Genomic DNA, 22,078 nt, shown 5'->3' with positions numbered 1-22,078 from the left:
GGCTCCTTTTTATCGCAGTTCGATCACACCTTCGGCGATCAACCAGATGCCGAAGATAGCGAAGAGTGCGGCAGCTCCGTACTTGATGACCTTTTCCGGTAGATGTCTCCCAAGGTATCGACCCACGAGAATGGCGAGCGCGTCGGCGGCGACCATGCCGACGGTCGAGCCGATCCAGACACCGAACCAGCCGTGCTGGGTGGCCAGGGTGATCGTCGCCAGCATGGTCTTGTCGCCGAGTTCGGCCAGGAAGAACGCACCGCCGACCGCCCAGATCGCCGAGCCGGTGGACCGCTCGGCCTTGCCCTTCTCGTCGTCGGTCAGGCTGTCGCCGCGCAGGGTCCAGGCACCGAACCCGAGGAAGGCGATACCGGCGACCAGCGAGATCCAGCCGGTCGGGAGGGCAGCGCCGAGGCCGTACCCGATACCGACGGACACCAGGTGGACGACGGCGGTGGCGACGGTGATCCCGATCAGCACCGGCATGGTCTTGAAACGGGTGGCGAACGTCATCGCCATGAGCTGCGACTTGTCGCCGAGCTCGGCGACGAAGATGACCGCGAAGCTGATGGCCAGCGCGGCGAGGAAACCTTCCACGAAAACTCCCGGTGAAACATGACCGGGTTCTGGCGCAGGGCGACCTCGACCCGGCCATGACGAATATGGCCTGGTCGAAGGTCTCGCTCGCCTCGTGACGAGGCCGCGCGGCCGGAACCCGGAGAACCGGGGTCAGTATGTCGACCGCGACATTGGGAGCTACTCCCCTTCGCGGGATCGAGCCTAGCTCACGTCCTGGTCACCAGCACGGTGACCAGGACGTGAGCCCGTTCACTTGATGTTGTGCTGCAGCAGCCGCCGGAGGTCCGGCTTCCGGGCGGTGGCGGCGAGCGGGGTCGGCTTGGGGATCGGCTCGCACTGTTTGTCGGCGCGGTCCGCCTTGACCCGGCCGGGCAGCGCGCCGGTGGCCAGGTAGTCGGCGATCGTGTTGTCCACGCACGCGTTGCCGAACAGCGATCCGGCGTGGGTGGTGCCGTCGATGCCCTCGATCAGGACGGACCGCGGGAACCGGCGGCGGGCTTCCAGCGCACCCGTGAACGGGGTGGCGGCGTCGAGGGTCTCACTGAGCATCAACAGCGGCGGCACCTTGCTGCCGTCCACCTCGACCGGCTTGCCGGCGTCACCGGCCCAGTGCCGGCAGGGCGCGTTGTACCACGCGTTGCCCCAGGTCTCGAACGGCGCCCGCTTGTGCACCCGCCAGTTGTCCCGGGCCCACTTCTTCCAGCTGGCCGGCCACGGCGCGTCGGTGCACTGGACGGCCAGGTAGACGGCGTACCCGTTGTCGGCGCCTTCGTCCTGCTTGTGGTCGGCGTCGTAGAGCCGCTTGAGCTGAGACACGTCGGAGTCGTGGACCCAGGCCGAGAACGCGCGGGCGGTCTCCTCCCAGCCGAAGACGTAGTAGCCGGGCTGCAGGAACACGTCGGTCAGTTCGGCCGGCCCGATCTGCCCGGCCGGCTTCTTCCCCAGTTCCTCGAGCTGCCGGTAGTAGAGCTTCTCCACGGCCGCCGCGGTCCGGCCGAGCTTGTAGACCGAGTCGTACTTGGCGATCCACGCGAAGTAGATCTTGATGGCCTTGTCGAAGGCGACGTCCTGGTCGAGGTTCGACTGGTACCAGACCCGGCCCGGGTCGACCACGCCGTCGAGGACCATCCGGTGCACTCGCTCCGGGTTGCGGCTGGCGTAGAGCTGACCGAGGTAGGTGCCGTAGGAGAACCCGTAGAAGCTGATCTTCTCGACGCCCAGCGCCTGGCGGATGCTGTCGATGTCGCGGACCGTGTCCTCGCTGCGCATGTGGTCGAGCAGCGCGCCGCCGCTCTTGGCACAGGCCGCGGCGTAGGCGGTGGTCCGGGCGTGCCAGGCCTTCTCGATCTCCGGCGTGCTCGGCACGTACGCCGGCCGGTTGTACCCGGCGTACTTGCTGTCACAGGTGAGTTTCGGCTTGCTGGCGCCGACACCGCGCGGGTCGAAGCCGATCCAGTCGTAACCGGCTCCACCCTGCTTCGGTACGGCCTGACCGAGCGCGGCCATCGCCCGGCCGGAACCACCTGGGCCGCCCGGGTTGACGAGGATCACGCCCTGCCGCTTGTCCGCCGGTGCGGTGGACTTGATCCGCGACACCGCCAGCTCGATCTTCGTACCGTCCGGTTTCGCGTAGTCCAGAGGCACGGAGAGATATCCACACTCGGCGCCGTGCGACTTCAGCGTGCCCTCGGTGCAGGCGCCCCAGGCGATCGACGCCGGCACGCGGCGCGCCGTCTCGGCCTGCGCGCCGGTGACAGCGGCACCGACCGTACAGAGAGCCACCGCGGTCGCGGCTGCCCAGAACCTTCTCATACCAAGCCCCTTGTGTCCGTTTAACCCCATATGGTCAAGGGCTTGCTGGGCAGTATCACCCTTCCACGCCGGTACACCACCTCATAAGGTGCATTTTATGTATAAAGGGCGCAATCCCTCTGGATGCTCGACCGATCCACCCGAACGCGCCACCCCGGAATCCCTGCCGTTTGCCGTCTGATTTGCGACCATTGCGAACCATGGACGAGTTCTGGCTCCACCCACGGCTGGGGACGGCAACTCGGGACGGCCAGCAGCCGCGCTACTACCTGAGGGCACTCCAGCACGCCGCACATAGCCTGGACGCCGACCCGCGCTGGCAGCAGTGGTGGCACCGGTCCGGCTTCCGCGGTTGTGAGCTCGGCATCGTGACCGAAGGCCGGCTCGACCATCTGCGTCCCAGCGCCGACATCCGCCGCGTCGACGACCAGCTCCGGGCGAACTTCACCTGCGCCCTGCCGCCGGCCGGCACCGACCGCGACGAACTGGTCCAGCGGGCGTCCACCGAGGTGCGCACGATGTTCGAGGTGATCCGGGAGGCGATGGCCCTGCCCGACCTGCCGCCCACCCCGGCGCCCTCGGCCCCGCCGGAGGACGCCGACGAGGTGCCGATCACGGCCAAGAGCCTGCCCTCGATCCCCCGCGAACTGGAGCACCAGGGCTATCTGACGCTCACTCAGGTCCAGGACTTCTTTGGTTAGAGGTGTTCACGCGCTCGGGGCGATGGGCTCCCGGATCGCGCTGGCGGGGGATCTTCGGGGCGGTGGGTTCGGCGTGCGGAGCCGGGCTCACCGGGGTGATCACCACCGGGGTGCCGGCCAGCCCTATGCCGGCGTAGACGATCGGGTGGAAGCGGCGCAGCAGCAGGGCGTGTGTCACGGCCAAGAGGATGCAGGCCAGTAAGGCGCCGGGGATGACCTTGACCAGCGGGTATCCGGAGGGCAGGTCGAGCAGCGCGGGCAGGTCGCGGAAGGCCAGGAAGCCGAGACTGGCCAGCGACACGACGGACACCACGGGCCCGACGAACCGGCCCCACGCGCCTTCGGGGCCCGGAACGCGGTTCAGGTGCAACAGCGCGGCCAGCGCCACGAACAGCAGCAGCACCAGGATGCTGAGGGCGCCTCCGGCGATCAACCATCTGGCGGTACGGGGACCGGGGTCGGCGCCCGCGGCATGGGCACCGGCCAGGGCGGCACCCGCGATCAACGACTGGGTCATCGAGGCGGCGCGCGGCGCGGCCGTCCGGCGACGGATATTGCCCAGTACGGCGGGGAGCACCCGTTCACGGCCCAGTGCGTACAGGTAGCGGGCGATCGCCTGGTGCAGTGCCAGGATCGCCACCACCACGCCGGTGAGCAGCATGAACCGGCCCAGGGTCACGGCCCACGGCGCGAGCCGTTCGGCCGCCAGGTCGAAGAGCATCTCGGGCCCGCGGGCGGCGGCGATCCCGGCGGCGCGGCCGGGTCCGGCGGCGACGATCATCGACCAGGAGAAGCCGCCGAGCAGCAGGGCGATCAGCAGCACCGCGCCGTACCCGCCGAAGCCGGCACTGCGCCGCGGCTGGAAACCCTCCTCCGGATAGGTGGCCGTGGACTCGAAGCCGGCGAAGGTCAGCACCGCCACGGCGAGCAGCAGTCCGAGCGCCGGACGGTCGAGGACGGCCGGGTCGGCGATCAGGATCGTGTCCGGGCCGACCCGGCCCCCGGACGGCTGGAGCACGTTGGCCGCGCCGATGCCGGCGAGCACGGCGACCTGGGCCACCGCGAACAGACCGACCACCCCGGCCGCGATCTCGATGCGCATCGTGCCGCAGATCGCGACGATCGCCCAGCAACCGGCGGCGACCGTCCACCACGGCGCGGTCAGGCCGAGGAAGCTGCTCAACAGTGGAGCCGCGGCGACACCGGCGAGGGCGTAGAGACCGAACTGGATCGCGTGGTAGCCGGCGATCGCGAGCCAGGCCGCGGCCAGCCCGACGGGACGGCCCAGCCCGCGGGAGACCTGGGAGTACGCGGCTCCGGCGCTGGGAAACCGGCGGATCATGGCGGCCTGGCCGGAGCAGAAGACCAGCAGCAGGAGCCCGACCCCGGCGAACGACCAGGGCACGAGCTGACCGGCCCCGTCGGCGAGGACGGCCGGGATCACGGTGACCAGGGTGACGATCGGTGCGGTCGCGGCCAGGCCGAGGAAGGCGATCGAGGCGGCGCCCACCCGGCCGGGCGCGAGCCCGTGCGACGAATCCTCCTCGGACATCTCCACGGATCCATTCAGTCGTACGGCCACACCTTTGACAACCGTACGTATCGGTGCACTGACCGTTCGTGACCAGGTTGGCACGAACACCGAACGGCTTGCGGGTTTCCCTCAGCTGAGGGTTCCGCTCGCCGACTGCAACCACGTGCTAGCCACTCAGCAACTGACGGAGTTCCTCGCCGTCGTAGCGGACCGCCCCGACGAAGCGGCCGCACAGCATGCCGCGGTCGAATGCGCGTCGCGTGCCCTCGGTGCCGACCTCGCGGTCCTGACGGTCGACGGTGGTGTGGCCGCCGCCGTCGGACTGCCCGCCGACGAGATCCCGGTCTACGCGCTCACCGCCGGGTACCACGTGGGCCGGCCGCCGACGCTGCGTGCCGGTGACACCTGCTACTCGCTGGCGGTCGCCCCGCTGGGCGGCGCCTCCTCGGGCATGTTGATCCTCGGCCGCCGCTCCGACGACTCGTCCAACGACTTCACCGACGAGGAGGTGTGCCTGCTCCGCGGCATGGCCCGTGTGCTGGAGCTGAGCCTGCAGGCGCTGCATCTGGTCGAGGCCGAGCGCCGGCAGGCCGTGGAGAACAACCGGCTGATCGACTCGCTGCAACGCCGTCAGCGGGTCTTCGACGAGCTGAGCACCGTGCAGCGGGCGATCGCCCGGCGCGAGCCGCTGCGCAAGGTCCTGGACCTGGTCACGGCCGGGGTCGCCGATCTGCTGCAGGTCGACATCGCCGGTCTGACCGTGCTGGAGAACGACGAGCCGAGCCGGATGAGCCTGGTCTCCGGGGCCGGCATCCCCGAGCACGTGATCGCCCGGATGCAGCGGATCCCGGTCACCTCGCTCGGTGTCGCCGGACTGGCGATCATGGGTGACGAACTGGTCGCGGTGGACGACTACGCCAACTCGCCGATCGCCGTGCCGGAGATGGTGCAGAACCAGATCAAGAGCGTGATGGCCGTACCGGTGCACGAGAACGGCGTGGTGGTCGGCGCCATTTTCGCCGGCTCGTACACCGAGCCGCGGGAGTGGGACAAGGGCTCGCAGGAGATGCTGCAGGCCTTCGCCGAGCACGCCAGCCTGGCCGTCACCGACGCCCGCACACTGCGCGAGATGAACGCCTCGTTCCACGACGCGCTGACCGGGCTGGCCAGCCGTTCGCTGTTCGTCACCCGGATGGAGAACGCCCTCGGCACGGCCCGCACCGGTGGGGTCGCCGCGCTTCTCATCGGCCTGGACCGGTTCAAGGTGATCAACGACGCGCTCGGGCACACGTCCGGCGACCGGCTGCTGACCCTGGCGGCCGACCGGCTGCGGGACTGCCTGCGGCTGGAGGACACCGCGGCGCGGCTGGGCGGCGACGAGTTCGCCGTGCTGCTGCCGGACGCCGCCAGCGTGGAGGCCGCTCTGCCGGTGGCCCGCCGGATCGTCACGGCGATGCGCGAACCGTTCGATCTGGACGGCCGCGAGACGTTCGTGACCGTCAGCATCGGTGTCGCGCACGGTGAGGTCGGCGGACTCGACGCCCAGGAGCTGCTGGTCCGCGCCGACCTGGCGCTGTTCGAGGCGAAGAAGAAGGGCAAGGACCAGTACGCCTTCTTCGAACCGTCGATGCGCGAGTCCTTCCAGAGGCACCTGGAGATGGAGGCCGACCTGCGGCGGGCCGTGCTGCGGCACGAGTTCGAGCTGCGGTTCCAGCCGATCGTACGGCTGGCCACGAATGAGATCTCCGGACTGGAGGCGCTGGTCCGCTGGCAGCACCCGGAACGCGGGATGATCCCGCCGCTGGACTTCATCCCGCTGGCCGAGGAGACCGGGATGATCGTCCCGATCGGCGAGTGGGTGCTGCGCGAGGCGTGTCGTCAGGCGGCCCGCTGGAACCGCCAGCGCGACCCCGACAAGCCGTTGACGGTGAGCGTCAACCTGTCGGCCGTACAGCTGGATCGTCCTGATCTTCCCGATGTGGTGGACCGGGCACTTGCCGACAGTGGACTGCCGGCCCACCGCCTGGTCATCGAGTTGACCGAGTCACTGCTGGTGGATCATCGGCAGGAGACCCTGGAACGCCTCAATACGATCAAGGCTTTGGGCGTACGGCTCGCGATCGACGATTTCGGCACCGGTTACTCGTCGCTGGCCTACCTGCGACGGTTCCCGGTCGACATCATCAAGATCGACAAGTCGTTCGTCGACGATGTCGGTGACGTGCCGGCGGCCGCGGCCCTGACCCTGGGGATCATCCAGCTCGGTCAGGCACTGCAGCTGTCCACTGTCGCCGAGGGCATCGAGGACGCCGGGCAGCTCAGCGAACTCGCCGACGGCAACTGCGAGCTCGGCCAGGGCTACTACTTCGCCGAACCGCTGACCACCGAGGCCATGCAGGACCTGTTGTTCCCCATCGACCCCCACTAGCGACAACTGTGGTTCCCCTCGACTTCACGTACGGGGCTGACGGTGGTCGGCATGGATGTTCTGCTGACCGTCGTAGTGCCGGTCTACGCGGTCGAGGGCTACCTCTACCAGTGTCTCGAGTCGATCCGCGCCGGGCTGAGCCCCGACGAGAACGCCTCGGTGGAGGTCATCGCCGTCGATGACGCGTCCCCGGACGGGTGCGGCACGATGCTGGACTCCTACGCCGCTCGTCACGGGGACCTGCGTGTTCTCCACCTCAGCGACAACGTCGGACTCGGCCTGGCCCGCAACGCCGGCCTGGCCGAGGCCCGCGGCAAGTACGTCTGGTTCGTCGACAGCGACGACTGGCTGCCGTCCGGCTCGGTCCGCGCGGTGCTGGAACGCCTGCGGGAGACCGAGCCCGACGTGCTGCTGATCGACCACCTGCGGGTGCACGAGAGCGGCCGCCTGCAGACCGACCCGAGCTCGGTGCTGCTGACCGGCACCCCCGACCTGGATCGTCTGATCGGCGTCCAGCACACCGCGTGGAACCGGGTCATGCGGCGGGACTTCCTGGCCAAGCACGACCTGCGCTTCCCGGCGGGCTGGTACGAGGACGTCCCGTTCAGCAATCCGGTGCTGATCGCCGCCGAGCGGCTCGACGTGCTCGACCGGGTCTGCTACCACTACCGCGTCGGCCGGTTCGGTGCGATCACCGCGACCCGCAGCGACCGCCATTTCGAGGCCTTCGAGCAGTGGGACCGCTTCTACACCTGGCTGGACGCCGCCGGTGGCGAGCCCGCGCTGCGCGTACGCATCTTCACTCTGATGATCAGCCACCTCCTGGTGGTCGCCGGCAACGAGAGCCGGGTGCACCCGCGTCGGCGCCGCGCGTTCTTCCGTGAGATCGCGGCGCTGTACCGGCGGCACCGCCCGGCCGGTTACCTGCCGCCGGCCGGAACGCCCGGACTCAAGCACCGGCTCGTGGCGGCAAACAGCTACAGCATGTATGCGGCCCTGCGCGCGGGATACCGGGTGGCCGGGATACGACGCCGGTCCACCCAACGGACACCTGCGGTTTCCCGGGACATCCCGTCGCCGCCACAGCGGGTCAAGACCACGTCCATACGTTGACGGGCGTGCTTCGACCCGCCCGTGACTCCGATCGTGACCTGGTCCTCCCCTGGCGCAACCACCCGTCGGTACGTGCCGTCAGCCTGACCACGCACGAGATCCGACCCGACGAACACGCCGCCTGGTGGGCGCGGCGCAGCGGCGACGTCCTGATCTACGAGGCGGACGGCGTCCCTGCCGGGGTGGTGATCTTCAACGGTTCGACCTGGTCGTTCTACCTCGACGTGGACGGACTGGGCCCACGCCTCCTGCCCGCGTGGATGCGGCTGGAGTCCGAGGCGGTCGAGTACGCGTTCGGCACGCTCGGCCTCGACACCCTCGGCGGCGAGACGCTCGCCGACAACACGCAGGTCCTCGCCCTGCACCGGCGATTCGGGTTCCGCGAGACACGCAGATACGAACGGCTGGTCGACGGCGTGCCGAAGACCGTCGTGTGGACGGAGAGAAACAGATGAGCAGCACGAAGCCGTACATCGTGGCCGAGATGTCGGGCAACCACAACGGTTCGCTGGACCGGGCGCTGGCCCTGGTGGACGCCGCGGCCGAAGCCGGCGCCGACGCCATCAAGATCCAGACGTACACCGCGGACACCATGACCGTGGACGTCAAGCACCCCAGGTTCCAGATCTCGGCGGGCCACGACCTGTGGGGCGGCGACTACCTCTACCAGCTGTTCGAGCGGGCGCACACCCCGTGGGACTGGCACGGCCCGATCTTCGAACGCGCCCGGGAGCAGGGCATCACGCCGTTCTCCAGCCCGTTCGACCGGACCGCGATCGAGCTGCTGGAGAAGCTGGACGCGCCGATGTACAAGATCGCGTCCTCGGAGATCACCGACCTTCCGCTCATCCGGCTCGCCGCCTCGACCGGCAAGCCGATCATCATCTCCACCGGCATGGCCACACTCCGCGAGATCACCGCGGCGGTCGAGGCCGCCGAGGGCGCCGGTGCCACGGACATCACCGTACTGAGCTGCACCGCCTCCTATCCAGCCCCGCCCGAGGAGACGAACCTGCGCCGCATCCCGGTGCTGGCCGAGGCGCTGAACCTGCCGATCGGGCTGAGCGACCACACGATGGGCATCGGCGTGCCGATCGCCGCGGTGGCGTACGGCGCCGTCCTGATCGAGAAACACTTCACACTGGACCGCGCCGACGGCGGTGTGGACTCGGCGTTCTCGCTGGACCAGGACGAACTGCGGCTGCTCGTGACCGAGTCCGAGCGGGCGTGGCAGGCGCTCGGTACCACGGCGATCGGGCCGACCCGGGCGGAGAAGGAGAGTCTGCGCTTCCGGAGGTCGCTCTACGTGGTCACCGACGTGCGGGCCGGCGACGTAGTCACTGAACAGAACGTTCGTTCCATCCGGCCGACGGGCGGTCTCGAGCCGGACCAGATCGGCACCGTGCTGGGCCGCACCTTCACCGTCGACGCCGCCAAGGGCACCCCTCTGACCTGGGACCTCATCTGACAACCTCACGCGCCGCTCGCAGGCTGCCGCCAATCTTGTGAACTTACGGCGGCCGTAATGACGCAACCACACAAGAACGACCCGCCCAGGCGCGGCGCCAGGCGCGGCCGGGCACAGCACCGCCGATCTTGTGAAATTGCGGTCGCTGCGCGGGCGCAACCACACACGAACGATCGGCCCCGGCGCGGTCCGGGGCGGTCTGGGAGCGGCTTTGGGTGCAACCCTCACAGATCTTGTGAGCTTGCGGTCGCTGCGAGGGCGCGGGCTAACAAGATCGGCGGGCTTGCGAGCAGCCTCGGAGCTGCGGGGCAGATCTTGTGGGTTTGCGGCGGCTGCGAGGGCGCAACCGCACAAGATCGACCGGCCTGGGCGCGGTCCGGGATCAGCGCCGCAGATCTTGTGAAATTGCGGCGGCCGTGGCGAGCAGCCGTGGCGGTAGCAACCGCACAAGATCGACCGGCCTGGGCGTGGCCCGGGGGGCGGCCTGGGCACAGCGCCGCCGATCTTGTGCGGTTGCGGTCGCTGCGCGGGCGCAAGCTCACAAGATCGGCGGGCTTGGGGTGCGGGGGGCGAGACGCGGATACGGGCGCGAGAGATGCGGGATGCGGGCGCGAGACGCGGATACGGGCGCGAGAGATGCGGGATGCGGGCGCGAGACGCGGATACGGGCGCGAGACGCGGGTGCGGGTGCGGGATGCAGGTGCTAGCCGCGGCGGGACTTCGTGCGTAGGGTCCGGAGTGCTCGCTTGGCCGCCATGAGCGCGCGGCCGGACAGCCGGCTTCGGTAGAACTGCAGCTCCCAGTCCATCCGGCTGAGCTGGTCGTCACGCATCCGGATCACGTCATCGGTCCACTCCATCATCGCGAGCAGGTGGCTCGCCTCGTACCGCTGACGCCACAGTGCCTCGGTGAGTTCGTGGTACCCGGCCACGTCGACCGGCGGGGTGCCCGGCCGTACCGCCGACAGCGTGAGGCGCAGCGCCCGCTGCTCGGACTTCCCCAGCCCGAACTCGGCAGCGTCGATCGTCACCTGCAGTTCGATGGCGGCCTTCAACTCCTCGTCGGTGAGACCGGGGCCGGCCATGGCGACCAGGATCGCGGCCAGATCGGCGGCGCTCACGGTGATCGGCCACGGGTGCGGGCGGCCCCAGGTGATCAACCGGACCGCGAACTGCCACAGCGCCCGAACCAGCGCGATCCGCACGGGAACAGCCTTCTCCCAGCGGGCCACGAGCAACGCCGGACCGTCCGCCGTGACACCGATGCCGGACAGATCGGCCAGCGCGGCAGGTCCGTCGACCACGCCATCGGTGGCCTGGGCGGTCAGCCACGACTCGTAGCGGGCGAGTTCGTGCCGCAGGGCACGCACGTCCGCGGTAGCACACAACTCCAGAAGCAGTTCCTCCAGTTGCCGGCCGTGGGTGGGCCGCAGCACCGCAGCCCGCCGCAACCCGTCAGCACCCGGCATCCCACCATCACCCGGCACAGCATCACTACCCGGCACAGCATCACCACCCGGCACACCGTCGCCGTCCAGCATCCCGTCACCACGCGGTAGGCCGTCACCGCCCGGCACAGCATCACCACCCGGCACACCGTCGCCGTCCAGCATCCCGTCACCACGCGGTAGGCCCTCACCGCCCGGCACAGCATCACCACCCGGCACACCGTCGCCGTCCAGCACCCCGTCACCACCCGGCAGGCCGTCGTCGTCCGGCAGGCCGTCCGCACCCGGCAGACGGTCGGCGTCCGGCAGGTGGTGGGTGACCGGCAGACTGTCCGGGACCGGCTGGCCGTCGGGGTTCGGTGGAGACTTGCGTGGTAGCAGCGCCGCCCGGGGGCCGTCCTCGGCGAGTGTGTAGACGCCCGCGACGTCGTCGACGAGCACGTCGGGCCATTCGCGGGCCGGGCCGGGCTGCCCGGGCGCGTGTGCGACGACCAGCCAGCCGCCGGCGATGGTGTCCTCGGCTCCGGCCAGCAGCGCCCGGTGGATCAACCGGCGCGGGTCGCTGAGGACCGGCCGCCCGCGGTATGCCGTGGTGCAGGCCTGCGCGAGCACGGTCTTGAGCCACGGTCGCAGCGGCGACGAGACGTCTCCAAGGACTTCGCCCCCGATGAGTACGGCCGGGGCAGACGGCTCCGGGAACGCCGCGTACGCCACGTCCACCACCAGACCCGCACGGGTCAACCGGTCGGTCAGCTGGCCGCGGGAGGCCGGGCCCTCACACGAGGACCAGGCGGCGTCGTCGCGGAACCGGTGGCCCGGGTCGAGACGGACGGTGTGGTGGAAACCGAGCTGGTTGTCGTGCATCAGGATCATGGCGCCACCGGACCGCACCGCGCCGGTCAGACGGTCGAGCAGTTCATCGGCCGGGAGCAGGCCACCTTCTGCGGAGTTCAGGCGGCCGAGGCCGTCCATGGCGACCACCAGGTCGTACCCGGAAGCGATATTGATCTCGCCGAAGGCCCCGGACACGACGCCGAAAGCCCCGGACACGACGCCGAGGGCCCCGGACGGGACGCCGAAAGCCCCGGACGCGACGCCGAAAGCCCCGGCAACCCCGCCGAAAGCCACGGAGACCACGTCGAAGGCCCCGGCCACCACGGTGACCGCCGGATGGGCCGCCGCGGCCATTTCTGCGTCGGCAAGTGAGCGCAGCACCCAGGTGACCTCGGCACCGCCGTCGACGAGCCCGGTGATCAGGTCGTCCGGATGCGGACCGGCGACCAGGACGGTACGGCCGGGACCGGCCAGGGGCAGAACCAGGTGCCGCAGCAGCGGACCGCCCGCGCCGGGCCGGTCGTGGAAGTTGAACATCTCGCCACCGGCGCGGATCAGGTTCGGCATCAGACGTGCTCTCTCTTCGGCCAGCCGAGCAGCTCTCGCAGTTCGTCGGGGCCGGCCAGTTCGTCGGCGCCCAGCTGGACGCGGGCCAGCCGGTGACAGGTGGCGTAGTCGGTCGTGTGCCCGTACAGCTCCGGCCACTGGCGGTGCAGGCGCGGCTCGCCGCCGAAGGTCATGTCGGCGTTGTCGAGGATCATCGGGTCGCCGTAGACCGCCGTCTCCCGGCCGGCCAGCAGGCCGTACCAGATGGCGCTGCACAACCGGTTGGAGACGACCCGCCGGTGCCGCCGCAGCTCGGCGAGCTGCCCGACCAGGAAGTCGCGGTTGTGGTCGCGCCACATGAAACCGCGGTAACCGTGGCAGATGACCCGGAAGCCGGCGCGCTCGTAGAGCGCGCGGACCGCTCGCGTCCGGTACTCGTTCCAGTAGAGGCACGCGGTGATCGGGCCGGTCTCGGTCGCTTTCACCTCGTCGATGAGCCGCTGGTGGTCGCCGTGGACCTGCTGCCCCTCCCAGCCGTGGAACGGGTAGAAGATCGTTCCCTCGCCGGGCTCGTCGGCCGGTGGTGTCATCTCGACCAGATAGGCGAACGGCGCGCCGACCACCACGACGTTGCGCCGGCCCTGCGACCAGGAGCGGCGCCGGGTCTCCTCGGACCAGACCAGGAGCCGGCTGCCCGCGACGTACGGCGTGCCGGGTGCGAGGCCGTCGCCGATGTTCCAGCCGTGCTGGAGGTATCCGTGAATGCGGGGCGGGTGCAGCGGCTCCGGCATCTCGCAGTAGCGGGCCAGGATGTGCGAGTGCCCGTAGTGGTGGTTGGCGTGGTGCATCGCGCCGCACGGTACCAATCTTCGGCATGACGATTCGGGTGGTTTCTGCTGCTTCGGGGTATCCGGCACAAGACGTCACCGCGTGGACGGCCAGAATTCAGATCGGCGGCCCCGCACCGGGGTCTTCAAGATCTTGATCTACAGTGGACGGACAGGTCCGCTCTCCAGCAGGAGCGCCTGGAAAACCGGCCGGGGCGGACGCCGCCACGTCTCCCCGGCCGGCACCATAGAGTTCCGGGTGATGGATCTCGACGTGAAACGGGCCGACCTCGCCGCCGTCGCTGCGGGTGGGGTGCTGGGCGCTCTGGCACGCTATGGAATCGGCACTGTCTATCCGTACACCCAAGGGGATTTTCCCTGGTCGACCTGGGTGATCAACGTGTCCGGCTGCTTCCTGATCGGGGTGCTCAACACCCGGGTGCAGCGGCGGCTGCCGCGGCTGCTGCTCGGCACCGGATTCCTCGGCGGGTACACCACGTTCTCGACCGCGATCGTGGAAGTCTCCCAGGCGGGACTGATCTATCTGGCGACCACCCTGATCGGTGCGGTCGTCGCCGTGACGGCGGGAAGCCTGCTGGCCCGATGACCGCGCTGCTCGTGGCCCTCGGCGCGGCGGCCGGCGCCCCGATGCGCTACCTGACCGACCGATATCTGCAGGCCCGGTTCGGCACGGCCTTCCCGTGGGGGACGCTCGCCGTCAACATCGTGGGGTCGTTCGTGCTCGGGCTGGTGCTGGGCCTGCCGCTGTCCGCCGGGACGGTCGCGCTGCTCGGCACGGGGTTCTGCGGGGCGCTCACCACGTACTCGACGTTCAGCTGGGAGATCCTCGCCCTGACCCGGCGCCGGGAGATCCTGACCGCCTGCGGGTACGCCCTGCTCAGCATCACGGCCGGAATGGGCGCCGCCGTGATCGGCGGCGCCCTCGCCCGTACCGTGGTCAGCTGATCGGGATCAGCTCCCGCTCGGGGCGCTCAGGGGTGACCTGCGCCGGCGGCTCATGCGCGATCTCCGGCAGCCAGCCCAGCCACTTCGGCAGCCACCAGTTGGCCCGGCCGAGCATCGTCATCACCGAGGGCAGCAGCACGGCCCGGATGATCGTGGCATCCAGCAGGACCGCCACGGCGAGACCGACGCCCATCTCCTTGGTGGCGGTCAGCGGGAGGGTGGCGAAGAGCGCGAACACCGCGACCATCACCACGGCGGCGCTGGTGATCACGCCGGCGGTCTGTCCGATGCCCTCACGGACCGCGTCCCGCGTCGGCAGGCCGCGGTCGTGGCCCTCACGGATCCGGCTGACCACGAAGACGTGGTAGTCCATCGACAGCCCGAACAGGATCACGAACAGGAACATCGGGATCCAGTTGGTGATGCCGCCGCCGGAGACGAAGCCGAGCTGGTCCTCGAAGTTGCCCCACTGGAAGACGTAGACCAGCATGCCGTAGCAGGCCGCGACCGACAGCAGGTTCAGCAGCAACCCGGTGACCGCGACCACGACCGACCGGAACGACACCAGCAGCAGGATGAACGCCAGTCCGAGGACGAAGGCGAACACCAGCGGCAGGGTCTTGTCGAGTTGCTCGTTGTAGTCGACACCGCCCGCGGTGGAGCCGGTGACCAGCGCGGTGGCACCGTCGATCCGGCCGAAGGTGTCCGGCACGACCTTGTCACGCAGCAGGTTCAGCGCGTCGACGGCGACGCTGTCGCTCTCCTTGCCGGCCAGGCCGACCGACACGATCGCGACGTTCCCGGCCGGATTGACATCGACATCGATGGGCTCGACCAGCTTCCCGCCGCTGCCCTGGACCGCGGCCTCGAGCCCGGCCACGGCCTTGTCGAACTCGGCGGACTTGACCGAGTCGTCCTTGACGACGATCTGCGCCGGCGTGGTCTTGCTGGGGAACGACTCGCTGATGGCCAGGAACGTCTGGACCACCGGGGCGTCCGGCGAGACGTCCTGGATGCCCTGGCCACGGGTCTTCAGATCGAGGGCGGGGTAGGCCAGTGCGGCGAGTGCGGCGACGGCGACGATCGCGGAGATCAACGGCTTGGCGAGTACGACGTTGAGCAGCGCGTTCCAGACGCGGCCATCACTGTTGCGACGGTAGAGGCCGGGGATCTTGATGGCGTCGACCCGGTCACCCAGCGCCGAGAGCAGGGCGGGCAGCACGGTCAGCGAGCCGAGCACGGCCGTGGCCACCACCAGGATGGTGCCGGTGGCGAAGCTGACGAACACGACGTCCTGGGTGAAGTACATGCCGGCCATGGCGATCATGACGGTCAGGCCGGAGACCCAGATCGAACGGCCCGAGGTCTGCGCGGCGATCGTCAGCGCCCGGTGCGGGTCGGCTCCCCGGCGGCGCTCGTCGCGTTCCCGGCGGATGTAGAACAGGCAGTAGTCGACACCGACGGCCAGGCCGATCAGCAGCATGACGTGCGTGGTCTCGTCGACCGCGGGAGCGAAGCGGCTCGCCGCCGCCATCAGGCCGATCGCGGCGACCACCGACATGATCGCCAGCAGGACGGGCAGGAACGAGGCGACCACCGCGCCGAATGCCACGAGCAGGATGCCCAGCGTCACCGGGATGGACAGCATCCCGAGGCGGTTCAGGCCGCCCTCGAGCTCTTCGGTGACAAGCTGGTCGGCGCTCGCCGAGCCGGCCTCGGCGATGTAGAGGCCGGGATGGGCGGCCTGCACCTTCGCCACGGCGTCCATGACCGGCCCGACCCGCTCCTCGGCGGTCTGGGGGTCACCGGCGATGTTGAAGCTGATCAGGGTCGACCGGTTGTCGGCGGACTGGATCGGCTCCTGCACGTCGGTGACGCCGGTGGTCGTACCGAGAACCCTGGTGATCTCCGCGCTGGCCGCCGTCCGGTCCGACTCGGCCCGGTTCTGGATCAGCACCATCTCGCCGGCCGGCTGCTCCGGGAACCCGGCCGCCGCGATGATCCGGTCGGCGTCGCCGGATTCCCCGTGCCCGGCCGTGCCCTCGTCCGCCTGCTTGGTGCCGATCATGCCGCTCAGGACGACCGTGGCGGCGACGAAGACGATCCAGCCGAGTATCGCGAGCACCCGATGGCGGGCACTCCAGATCGCGACACGAGCCGCGATTCCCTTGACGTTTTCCCTGTTCTCCATGGGGAAAACGCTATGGAGTCCGAAGTGGCCAATCGATACGGAAGACACCCCGGTCCGGGGTAGTGCTAGCCCTACGCCTGAAGGTAGGCCAGCACCGCCAACACCCGCCGGTGCTGCTCCTCGTCCTGGTGCAGACCCAGCTTCGTGAAGATGTTGCGGACGTGCTTCTCCACCGCACCGTCGGTTACCACCATCTTGCGCGCGATCGCGGTGTTCGACATGCCCTCGGCCATCAGACCCAGCACCTGCCGCTCCCGCGGGGTCAGGCTGCGCATCGGGTCGTCACGCCGGCGCCGCACCAGCAGCTGGGCGACCACCTCGGGGTCGAGCACCGTGCCGCCCTCGGCCACCCGGCGGAGGTTGTCCAGGAACTCGGCGACTACCGAGACCCGGTCCTTGAGCAGATAGCCGACCGCCCCACGGCGGTCGGCCAGAAGATCGTCGGCGTACGAGACCTCGACGTATTGGGAGAGCACCAGGATCGGGCTGCCCGGCACCGCGGCACGGGCCTCGACCGAGGCGCGGAGACCTTCATCGGTGTGCGAAGGCGGCATCCGGACGTCCACGATGGAGACGTCCGGACGGTGTTCCTTGATTGCTTGAACGAGCGAGGGCCCGTCCCCGACGGCCGAGACGACGGTATGACCGTTCTCCTCGACGAGCCGGATCAGGCCCTCCCGCAACAGCACCGCATCATCGGCAATGACCACCCGCATGCGGTCATGCTGTCAGATCCGCAGGGCTTCAGAGGGGCAGTGCCGCCGTGAGCCGCGTCCCGCCGTCGGCCGGGCTGTCCACCGCGAGCACTCCCCCGGCGGCCTCCACCCGGTCGTTCAGGCCGGCCAGGCCGTGTCCCTTGGCCAGGCTCGCCCCACCGACACCGTCGTCGGCGACCGTCACGATCAGGCCGGTGTCGATCCGCTGCACGCTGACCTGCACCTCGTTGGCGTGGCTGTGCTTGGCGACGTTGGTCAGCGCCTCGGCGACCACGAAGTAGGCGGTCGACTCGACTCCCGGGTCCAGGCGGTCCATCGGCGGCGCGTCCAGGTCCACCGGGATGGTGCACCGGCCGGCCAGCGCGGTCAGCGCCGCCCGCAGGCCCCGGTCCACCAGGATCGGCGGGGCGATGCCGCGGGACAGGGCACGCAGCTCGTCGAGTGTCTCCCGGGTCTGGCTGAGCGCCTCGGCCACGATCGCCCTGGCCCGCTCCGGATCCTCGGTGAACTGCTGCTCGGCCCGGCCGAGGTCCATGGCGAGGCGGACCAGCCGCTGCTGCGGGCCGTCGTGGATGTCACGTTCCAGCTTGCGCAGCGCCACCGCCTCAGCGGAGACCGCCGCCTGCTTCTGCCGCTGAGCCACGTCCCGGGCCTCCTCGGCCTCGGCCACCTGCAGGCGCAGTTCGGAGGCGGCTACCAGCAGGCTCCGGGCGAACCAGGCCTCCATCAGCGCGACACCGCGAACCACCCAGTACAGCGTGCCGGCGAAGAACACCCCGATGCTGAGGTTGAACATCATCCGGGTGCCGACGGTGTCCGAGAAGCCGAGCAGTTCGTGCAGCTCGTAGTTGTCCGGCGGGTGCGGCAGCGCCCAGTCCCACAGCGGGTAGCTGAGTCCGGCCAGCGTGCCGGCCCACCAGGTGACGACGAAGCAGAAGCCGATGGTGCTCGGGATGAACCGGAAGATCGCGTGGGTCCAGTCGAGCCAGGTCTGCTGATCCGACAGCGGGCCGAGGGTACGGCGGACGAAGCCGCGCCCACGGTTGCTCTTGTAGATCGCGTGCGGGCTGGGGCGCCGCAGCACCGGGCTGATCCGGACCCGCTCGGTCATGGCGAAGCCGCGGGACACCATGAGCGTGCCGACCAGGATCGGCAGGCCGACCCAGATGATCGCGGTGCCGATGCCCAGTGCGAATCCGGTGAGGCCGACGACCAGCGTGATCAGGCCGATCGGGAAGCCGAGCAGCACGTACTGCGTGTCGATCCCCAGTTGGCGAAGCAGGCGGCCGAACAGGCTCCGGTGGGGTGCCGCCTCAACGTGTGTCGTCGTCATGCTCCAAGACGCTATTCACCCGCGCCCACCGGGGCGATCCCGTGAGCCGCCCACCCGAGGGTAGGGATAACCCGACCTTCAGCTGAAGATCCACTTCCGCGAGACGAAATAGTTGACCACCGACAGCAGTGCCGTGGTGAACACCTTCGCGATCAGGTACATCACGCCCAGGGTGGTGAGTGCTTTGACGAGCACGACGGTGACCAGCAGGTTCACGGCCACGAGCGCGGCGTACCGGACGGCCTGGGATCGCATCCGCCCGGTCGAGGCGAACGACCACTGCCGGTTGAGCGCGAAGTTCACCACGAGACCGGCGAGGAACGACAGCGCGGTGGCCGGTTCCAGCCACATGCCGACCAGGCCGTGCAGCACCCAGAGCAGGCCCGCGTCCACCACCACGCTCGTGCCGCCGACGACCAGGAAGCGGAAGCCGCTGCTGCGGGTGATCCGGAGCACGGACCGGCCGGAGTCGACCCCGGCGGTCACCGCCGGACCAGCGCAAGGAGCAGTGCCAGCCCGGAGCGCAGCAGGTAGACCATCGACTTGGCCGGCGACGCGCTCGGCGTACCGCCCTGCCTCGGCCGCATCGAGACCGGAATCTGGCTGATCAGGTATCCCGACCGCCGGGTCTGGACGATCGTGTCGACCGTGTCGCCGAGGTACTCGACCGGGAAGTTGCGGGAGTAGAACTCGATCAGCTCACCGCGGCACGCCCGGAACCCGGAGGTGGTGTCGGTCAGCCTCGTCCCGGCGATCGCGGACAGCGCCACCGACAGCAGCTTCATGGCCCACTGCCGCGGGCCACTGACCCGGTACGCGCCCTCGCCGGCGAACCGTGCGCCGATCACCAGGTCGGCGGTCGCCAGGGCGTCCACCATGTCGCGTACGTACCGCGGATCGTGCTGCCCGTCGGCGTCCATCTGCACGGCGATGTCGTAGTGGTGCTCGGCGGCGTACCGATAACCGAGTCGTCGTGCACCCCCGACCCCGAGGTTGTACGGCAGCCGCAGAACCTTCGCTCCGGCGGCCCGGGCGACCGCCGCCGTCGTGTCCCGGGAGCAGTCGTCGACGACCAGGATGTCCACCTCGGGGAGTTCCCGCTGGATCTCCTTGATGACCGCGGTGATCGATTCCGCCTCGTTCCAGGCGGGCAGGATCGTGAGCAGGCGCTCATTGGTCGCGGTCACGGCGCATTCACCCTCTCTCGCGACTCCTTGAATTCGGCGACCTCCGCACGGAGAAGCGCGATCTCCTCGGAGAGACACCGCGTCTCCTCCTCGAGCCGGCTGCTCTCCCAGGAGAGATGCACCGAGACCAGAAGCAGGAAGACGACGCTCAGGAACAGGAACAGGCTCAGTCCGGAGGCGATGCCGAGGACCGAGGTGAACCCGTCGAGCAGAGTCGGAAAGAACGCAAGCGGGAGCACGGCAAGGGCTACCACCAGCCATAACGCGCCGTACTTCTCACGCAGTTGCCGTCTGCGCAGCAGCTCGAAGATCACGACCACCATGACGACCCCGGTCGCGGCCGTCACAAAGACCAACCTCATCAGATTCCCCGCCGTCTGAAACTTCCCCGATGCGCGGAATAGAGAATTGGCGATGAAAATTTCTTTCCGACATGAACCAGGAAGACGTCAAGTGGACGCGACATGTCCGCCTGCTGTCGAGTGCGGACAATGACCCAAGGGATCGAAAAACAGGCACTGTCTGCTGTTAGCGTGTCGCCGTTCATTCACAGGCGAAAGCGATCACGATGACGACAGACGTCACTCCGGCCCCGCGACGGCAAGCGACGCCGGCGAAACCCGCCCCCGACCGGACGGGAACCGTCATCGTGGCGGTCCTCGTGCTCGGGTGGCTGGCCGGAGTGTTGTGGCGGCTCTGGCTCGGCAACCCGATCACGCATCCCATCGCGCACACCGATGAGGACAGCTACATGAACGCGGCGCGGGCGATCGCCGGCGGGCCCGAGGGCTTCAGCTCGGAGACGCCGCTGTTCCGGCGCATCGGGTACCCACTGCTCGTATCACCGGCGTTCCTGTTCGGGCTGGACTTCGCCACCTCGTACAAGATCGTGCATGTCGTCAATGCCATGATCAGCGCATTGACGCTGCCGCTGGCGTATCTGCTGGGCCGCCGGATGTTCGGGCTGAAGCCCTGGATCGCGCTGGCCGCCGCGCTCGCCGCCGCCACGATCCCGGCCGGCGTCTTCTGGTCGCTCGTCGGCATGACCGACTCGATCATGGCGCCGCTGATGCTCGGCTGGTTCCTGGCGATCCATCGGTGGCTCGGCGACACGGCTCGCAAGGGTGCGGCGATCACCGCGGGCGTGATCACCGGCGTGCTCTACACCGTGCACATCCGCGGCACGATCCTGCTGCTCGTCTACTTCGCGTTCCTGGCCTTCCTGGTGTTCCGGCGCCTGGCGAGGGTGCGATCCGCCGCCCTGTCGCTCGTGCCGGTGATGGCGCTGATCGTGCTGAACCAGGTGGTCATCCTGCTGGTCGGCGACCGGGTCCACCTGCGTGGCGACATCGTCGGTGGCGGCACTCTCGAGGTGTTCACCGACGGCCAGCGGCTCCAGGTGTTCATCGCCGCGTTCGGCACCAACATCTGGTACCTGTGCGTGGTCACCGCCGGTCTGGCCGGCCTGGCCTGGGTGGCTGCCGCCCTGGAGATCTTCCGGCCGGCCGGCGTGAACCCGGCGGAACGAACGTTCCGTCCCCCGGGTGGGCGGGACGCGGCGTTCCGGTGGACCGCCGGTGTGGCCCTGCTCAGCACGGTCGGCACCGCCCTCGGTGCGGCTCTGATCCTGGCCGGACTCGTCGGGCTCCCGGCCGACGCGATCTACTCGCGGTACGTGCAGGTGTTCGTACCGTTCTGGCTGCTCTTCGGTTTCGCCGTCCTGGCCGACAGCCGGCTCCGCACGCTGGTGAGATACGCGATCGTGCCGGTGCTGATCCTCGGCGTGGGCGGGGCGGTCATCGCGTTCCGGCTCCGCTATGTCGCCGAACAGGGACACCGGCTCGGGTACGGCCTGTTCGGCGGCCCGGACATCATCACCATCACGGCGGGGTGGAAGCAGTTCCGGCCGCTCGTCGGGACCGCCATCGGTCTCACCGGACTGGCCGTCCTGCTGGCCGTGACCCGGTTGCGCAGGCTGATGATTCCGGTACTGGCGCTGGTCGTGGCGCTGAACGGCGTGACCATGGCGGTCATGCGGGACCGCCTCATCGAGCCGATCGCGGCCCGCTACACCCTGCCGATCGACCTGCCGGAGCTCGGCGTCGGCCCCGGCGACTCGATCGGCTTCACCGGCGACATGACCCACGAGGGGTACTTCGTCCTCTACCACGACGTCTACTGGACCGAGCTGACCCAACTACCGGACGACACGAAGCCGGACGTCGACGTGGTGATCGGTCGCTACTACCCGGGTGTGCCGTTCCACTGGGACGGCACGAAGTACGGCTACGAGCTGCTGGGCGCCAGCCAGGACGACGGTCAGGTGGGAGTCTGGCGCCGCCGCTGAAAGGCGGAAAACAAACCTGGCGGTGTCACACCGCTGTCTCAGGCACGGT

At 69.3% G+C, this 22,078-nt stretch carries 19 protein-coding genes; 8 read left to right on the top strand and 11 right to left on the bottom strand.

The genetic code is table 11. The features are described from left to right. Positions 1–9: 9 nt before the first annotated feature. Both CLV67_RS44170 and CLV67_RS44165 read right to left on the bottom strand, forming a co-directional pair. Complete coding sequence (locus CLV67_RS44170) at positions 10–597, bottom strand: TMEM165/GDT1 family protein (protein ID WP_106329733.1); 588 nt, start codon at positions 595–597, stop codon at positions 10–12. Between the two features lie 231 nt (positions 598–828). Beyond that, complete coding sequence (locus CLV67_RS44165; RefSeq protein ID WP_106329731.1) at positions 829–2,391, bottom strand: alpha/beta hydrolase; 1,563 nt, start codon at positions 2,389–2,391, stop codon at positions 829–831. A 200-nt stretch (positions 2,392–2,591) separates the two neighbouring features. Between CLV67_RS44165 and CLV67_RS44160 the strand changes: the two genes are divergently transcribed. Next, positions 2,592–3,092: a hypothetical protein gene (locus CLV67_RS44160; RefSeq protein WP_170154236.1), complete on the top strand. Its 501-nt coding sequence runs from the start codon at positions 2,592–2,594 to the stop codon at positions 3,090–3,092. On the opposite strand, the gene CLV67_RS44155 is transcribed toward CLV67_RS44160, so the two are convergent. Continuing rightward, the gene (locus CLV67_RS44155; protein WP_106329726.1) at positions 3,064–4,644 is read right to left on the bottom strand and encodes an APC family permease; all 1,581 of its coding nucleotides are present in this window, start codon (positions 4,642–4,644) and stop codon (positions 3,064–3,066) included. The genes CLV67_RS44160 and CLV67_RS44155 overlap by 29 nt on opposite strands. Positions 4,645–4,678: 34 nt before the next feature. On the opposite strand from CLV67_RS44155, the gene CLV67_RS44150 reads away from it, so the two are divergent. From CLV67_RS44150 to pseI, 4 genes are read left to right on the top strand one after another with little or no spacing between them, the layout of a single operon-like run. Next, on the top strand, positions 4,679–7,054 hold the full coding sequence (locus CLV67_RS44150; RefSeq protein WP_239166850.1) for a putative bifunctional diguanylate cyclase/phosphodiesterase: 2,376 nt from the start codon (positions 4,679–4,681) through the stop codon (positions 7,052–7,054). A gap of 51 nt (positions 7,055–7,105) precedes the next feature. Continuing rightward, positions 7,106–8,167 (top strand): glycosyltransferase family 2 protein, encoded by a 1,062-nt coding sequence (locus tag CLV67_RS44145; RefSeq protein WP_106329724.1) that lies wholly within the window; start codon positions 7,106–7,108, stop codon positions 8,165–8,167. After that, positions 8,164–8,622 (top strand): GNAT family N-acetyltransferase, encoded by a 459-nt coding sequence (locus tag CLV67_RS44140; protein WP_106329722.1) that lies wholly within the window; start codon positions 8,164–8,166, stop codon positions 8,620–8,622. The genes CLV67_RS44145 and CLV67_RS44140 overlap by 4 nt, the downstream gene beginning before the upstream one ends. Continuing rightward, positions 8,619–9,635 carry a pseudaminic acid synthase gene (gene pseI, locus CLV67_RS44135; RefSeq protein WP_106329721.1) on the top strand — a complete coding sequence of 339 codons (1,017 nt, stop codon included), beginning with the start codon at positions 8,619–8,621 and terminating at the stop codon, positions 9,633–9,635. Before CLV67_RS44140 ends, pseI begins: the two co-directional genes overlap by 4 nt. 703 nt (positions 9,636–10,338) lie before the next feature. Here pseI and CLV67_RS44130 read toward each other — a convergent pair. Then, the gene (locus CLV67_RS44130; RefSeq protein ID WP_106329719.1) at positions 10,339–12,483 is read right to left on the bottom strand and encodes a hypothetical protein; all 2,145 of its coding nucleotides are present in this window, start codon (positions 12,481–12,483) and stop codon (positions 10,339–10,341) included. Beyond that, complete coding sequence (locus tag CLV67_RS44125; protein ID WP_106329718.1) at positions 12,483–13,310, bottom strand: hypothetical protein; 828 nt, start codon at positions 13,308–13,310, stop codon at positions 12,483–12,485. Before CLV67_RS44125 ends, CLV67_RS44130 begins: the two co-directional genes overlap by 1 nt. A gap of 241 nt (positions 13,311–13,551) precedes the next feature. On the opposite strand from CLV67_RS44125, the gene CLV67_RS44120 reads away from it, so the two are divergent. Both CLV67_RS44120 and CLV67_RS44115 read left to right on the top strand, forming a co-directional pair. Further along, positions 13,552–13,896, top strand: coding sequence for a fluoride efflux transporter FluC (locus CLV67_RS44120; RefSeq protein ID WP_106329716.1), 345 nt, complete (start codon positions 13,552–13,554; stop codon positions 13,894–13,896). Further along, the gene (locus CLV67_RS44115; RefSeq protein ID WP_106329714.1) at positions 13,893–14,255 is read left to right on the top strand and encodes a fluoride efflux transporter FluC; all 363 of its coding nucleotides are present in this window, start codon (positions 13,893–13,895) and stop codon (positions 14,253–14,255) included. Before CLV67_RS44120 ends, CLV67_RS44115 begins: the two co-directional genes overlap by 4 nt. Here CLV67_RS44115 and CLV67_RS44110 read toward each other — a convergent pair. The 6 genes from CLV67_RS44110 to CLV67_RS44085 all read right to left on the bottom strand — a co-directional run bounded on the left by CLV67_RS44110 (position 14,248) and on the right by CLV67_RS44085 (position 20,044). Continuing rightward, positions 14,248–16,446, bottom strand: a complete 2,199-nt coding sequence (locus tag CLV67_RS44110) for an MMPL family transporter (RefSeq protein WP_106329712.1) — start codon at positions 16,444–16,446, stop codon at positions 14,248–14,250. The genes CLV67_RS44115 and CLV67_RS44110 overlap by 8 nt on opposite strands. A gap of 71 nt (positions 16,447–16,517) precedes the next feature. Next, the gene (locus tag CLV67_RS44105) at positions 16,518–17,162 is read right to left on the bottom strand and encodes a LuxR C-terminal-related transcriptional regulator (protein WP_106329710.1); all 645 of its coding nucleotides are present in this window, start codon (positions 17,160–17,162) and stop codon (positions 16,518–16,520) included. 28 nt (positions 17,163–17,190) lie between these two features. Then, positions 17,191–18,495, bottom strand: a complete 1,305-nt coding sequence (locus CLV67_RS44100) for a sensor histidine kinase (RefSeq protein WP_106329708.1) — start codon at positions 18,493–18,495, stop codon at positions 17,191–17,193. Between the two features lie 78 nt (positions 18,496–18,573). Continuing rightward, the gene (locus tag CLV67_RS44095; protein WP_106329706.1) at positions 18,574–18,981 is read right to left on the bottom strand and encodes a GtrA family protein; all 408 of its coding nucleotides are present in this window, start codon (positions 18,979–18,981) and stop codon (positions 18,574–18,576) included. Beyond that, positions 18,978–19,682: a glycosyltransferase family 2 protein gene (locus CLV67_RS44090; protein WP_239166848.1), complete on the bottom strand. Its 705-nt coding sequence runs from the start codon at positions 19,680–19,682 to the stop codon at positions 18,978–18,980. Before CLV67_RS44090 ends, CLV67_RS44095 begins: the two co-directional genes overlap by 4 nt. Beyond that, a complete protein-coding gene (locus CLV67_RS44085; RefSeq protein ID WP_106329704.1) occupies positions 19,679–20,044 on the bottom strand; it encodes a DUF2304 domain-containing protein in 366 nt (121 codons plus the stop codon). Before CLV67_RS44085 ends, CLV67_RS44090 begins: the two co-directional genes overlap by 4 nt. A 206-nt stretch (positions 20,045–20,250) precedes the next feature. On the opposite strand from CLV67_RS44085, the gene CLV67_RS44080 reads away from it, so the two are divergent. Beyond that, positions 20,251–22,029 (top strand): hypothetical protein, encoded by a 1,779-nt coding sequence (locus CLV67_RS44080; RefSeq protein ID WP_146169541.1) that lies wholly within the window; start codon positions 20,251–20,253, stop codon positions 22,027–22,029. The last annotated feature ends 49 nt before the right edge of the window (positions 22,030–22,078 follow it).

Origin of the sequence: Actinoplanes italicus, assembly GCF_003001815.1 — a bacterium.
GTDB lineage: Bacteria > Actinomycetota > Actinomycetes > Mycobacteriales > Micromonosporaceae > Actinoplanes > Actinoplanes italicus.
The sequence above is the reverse complement of the archived record's forward strand: the minus strand, read 5'-3'. Positions and strand labels throughout refer to the sequence as shown.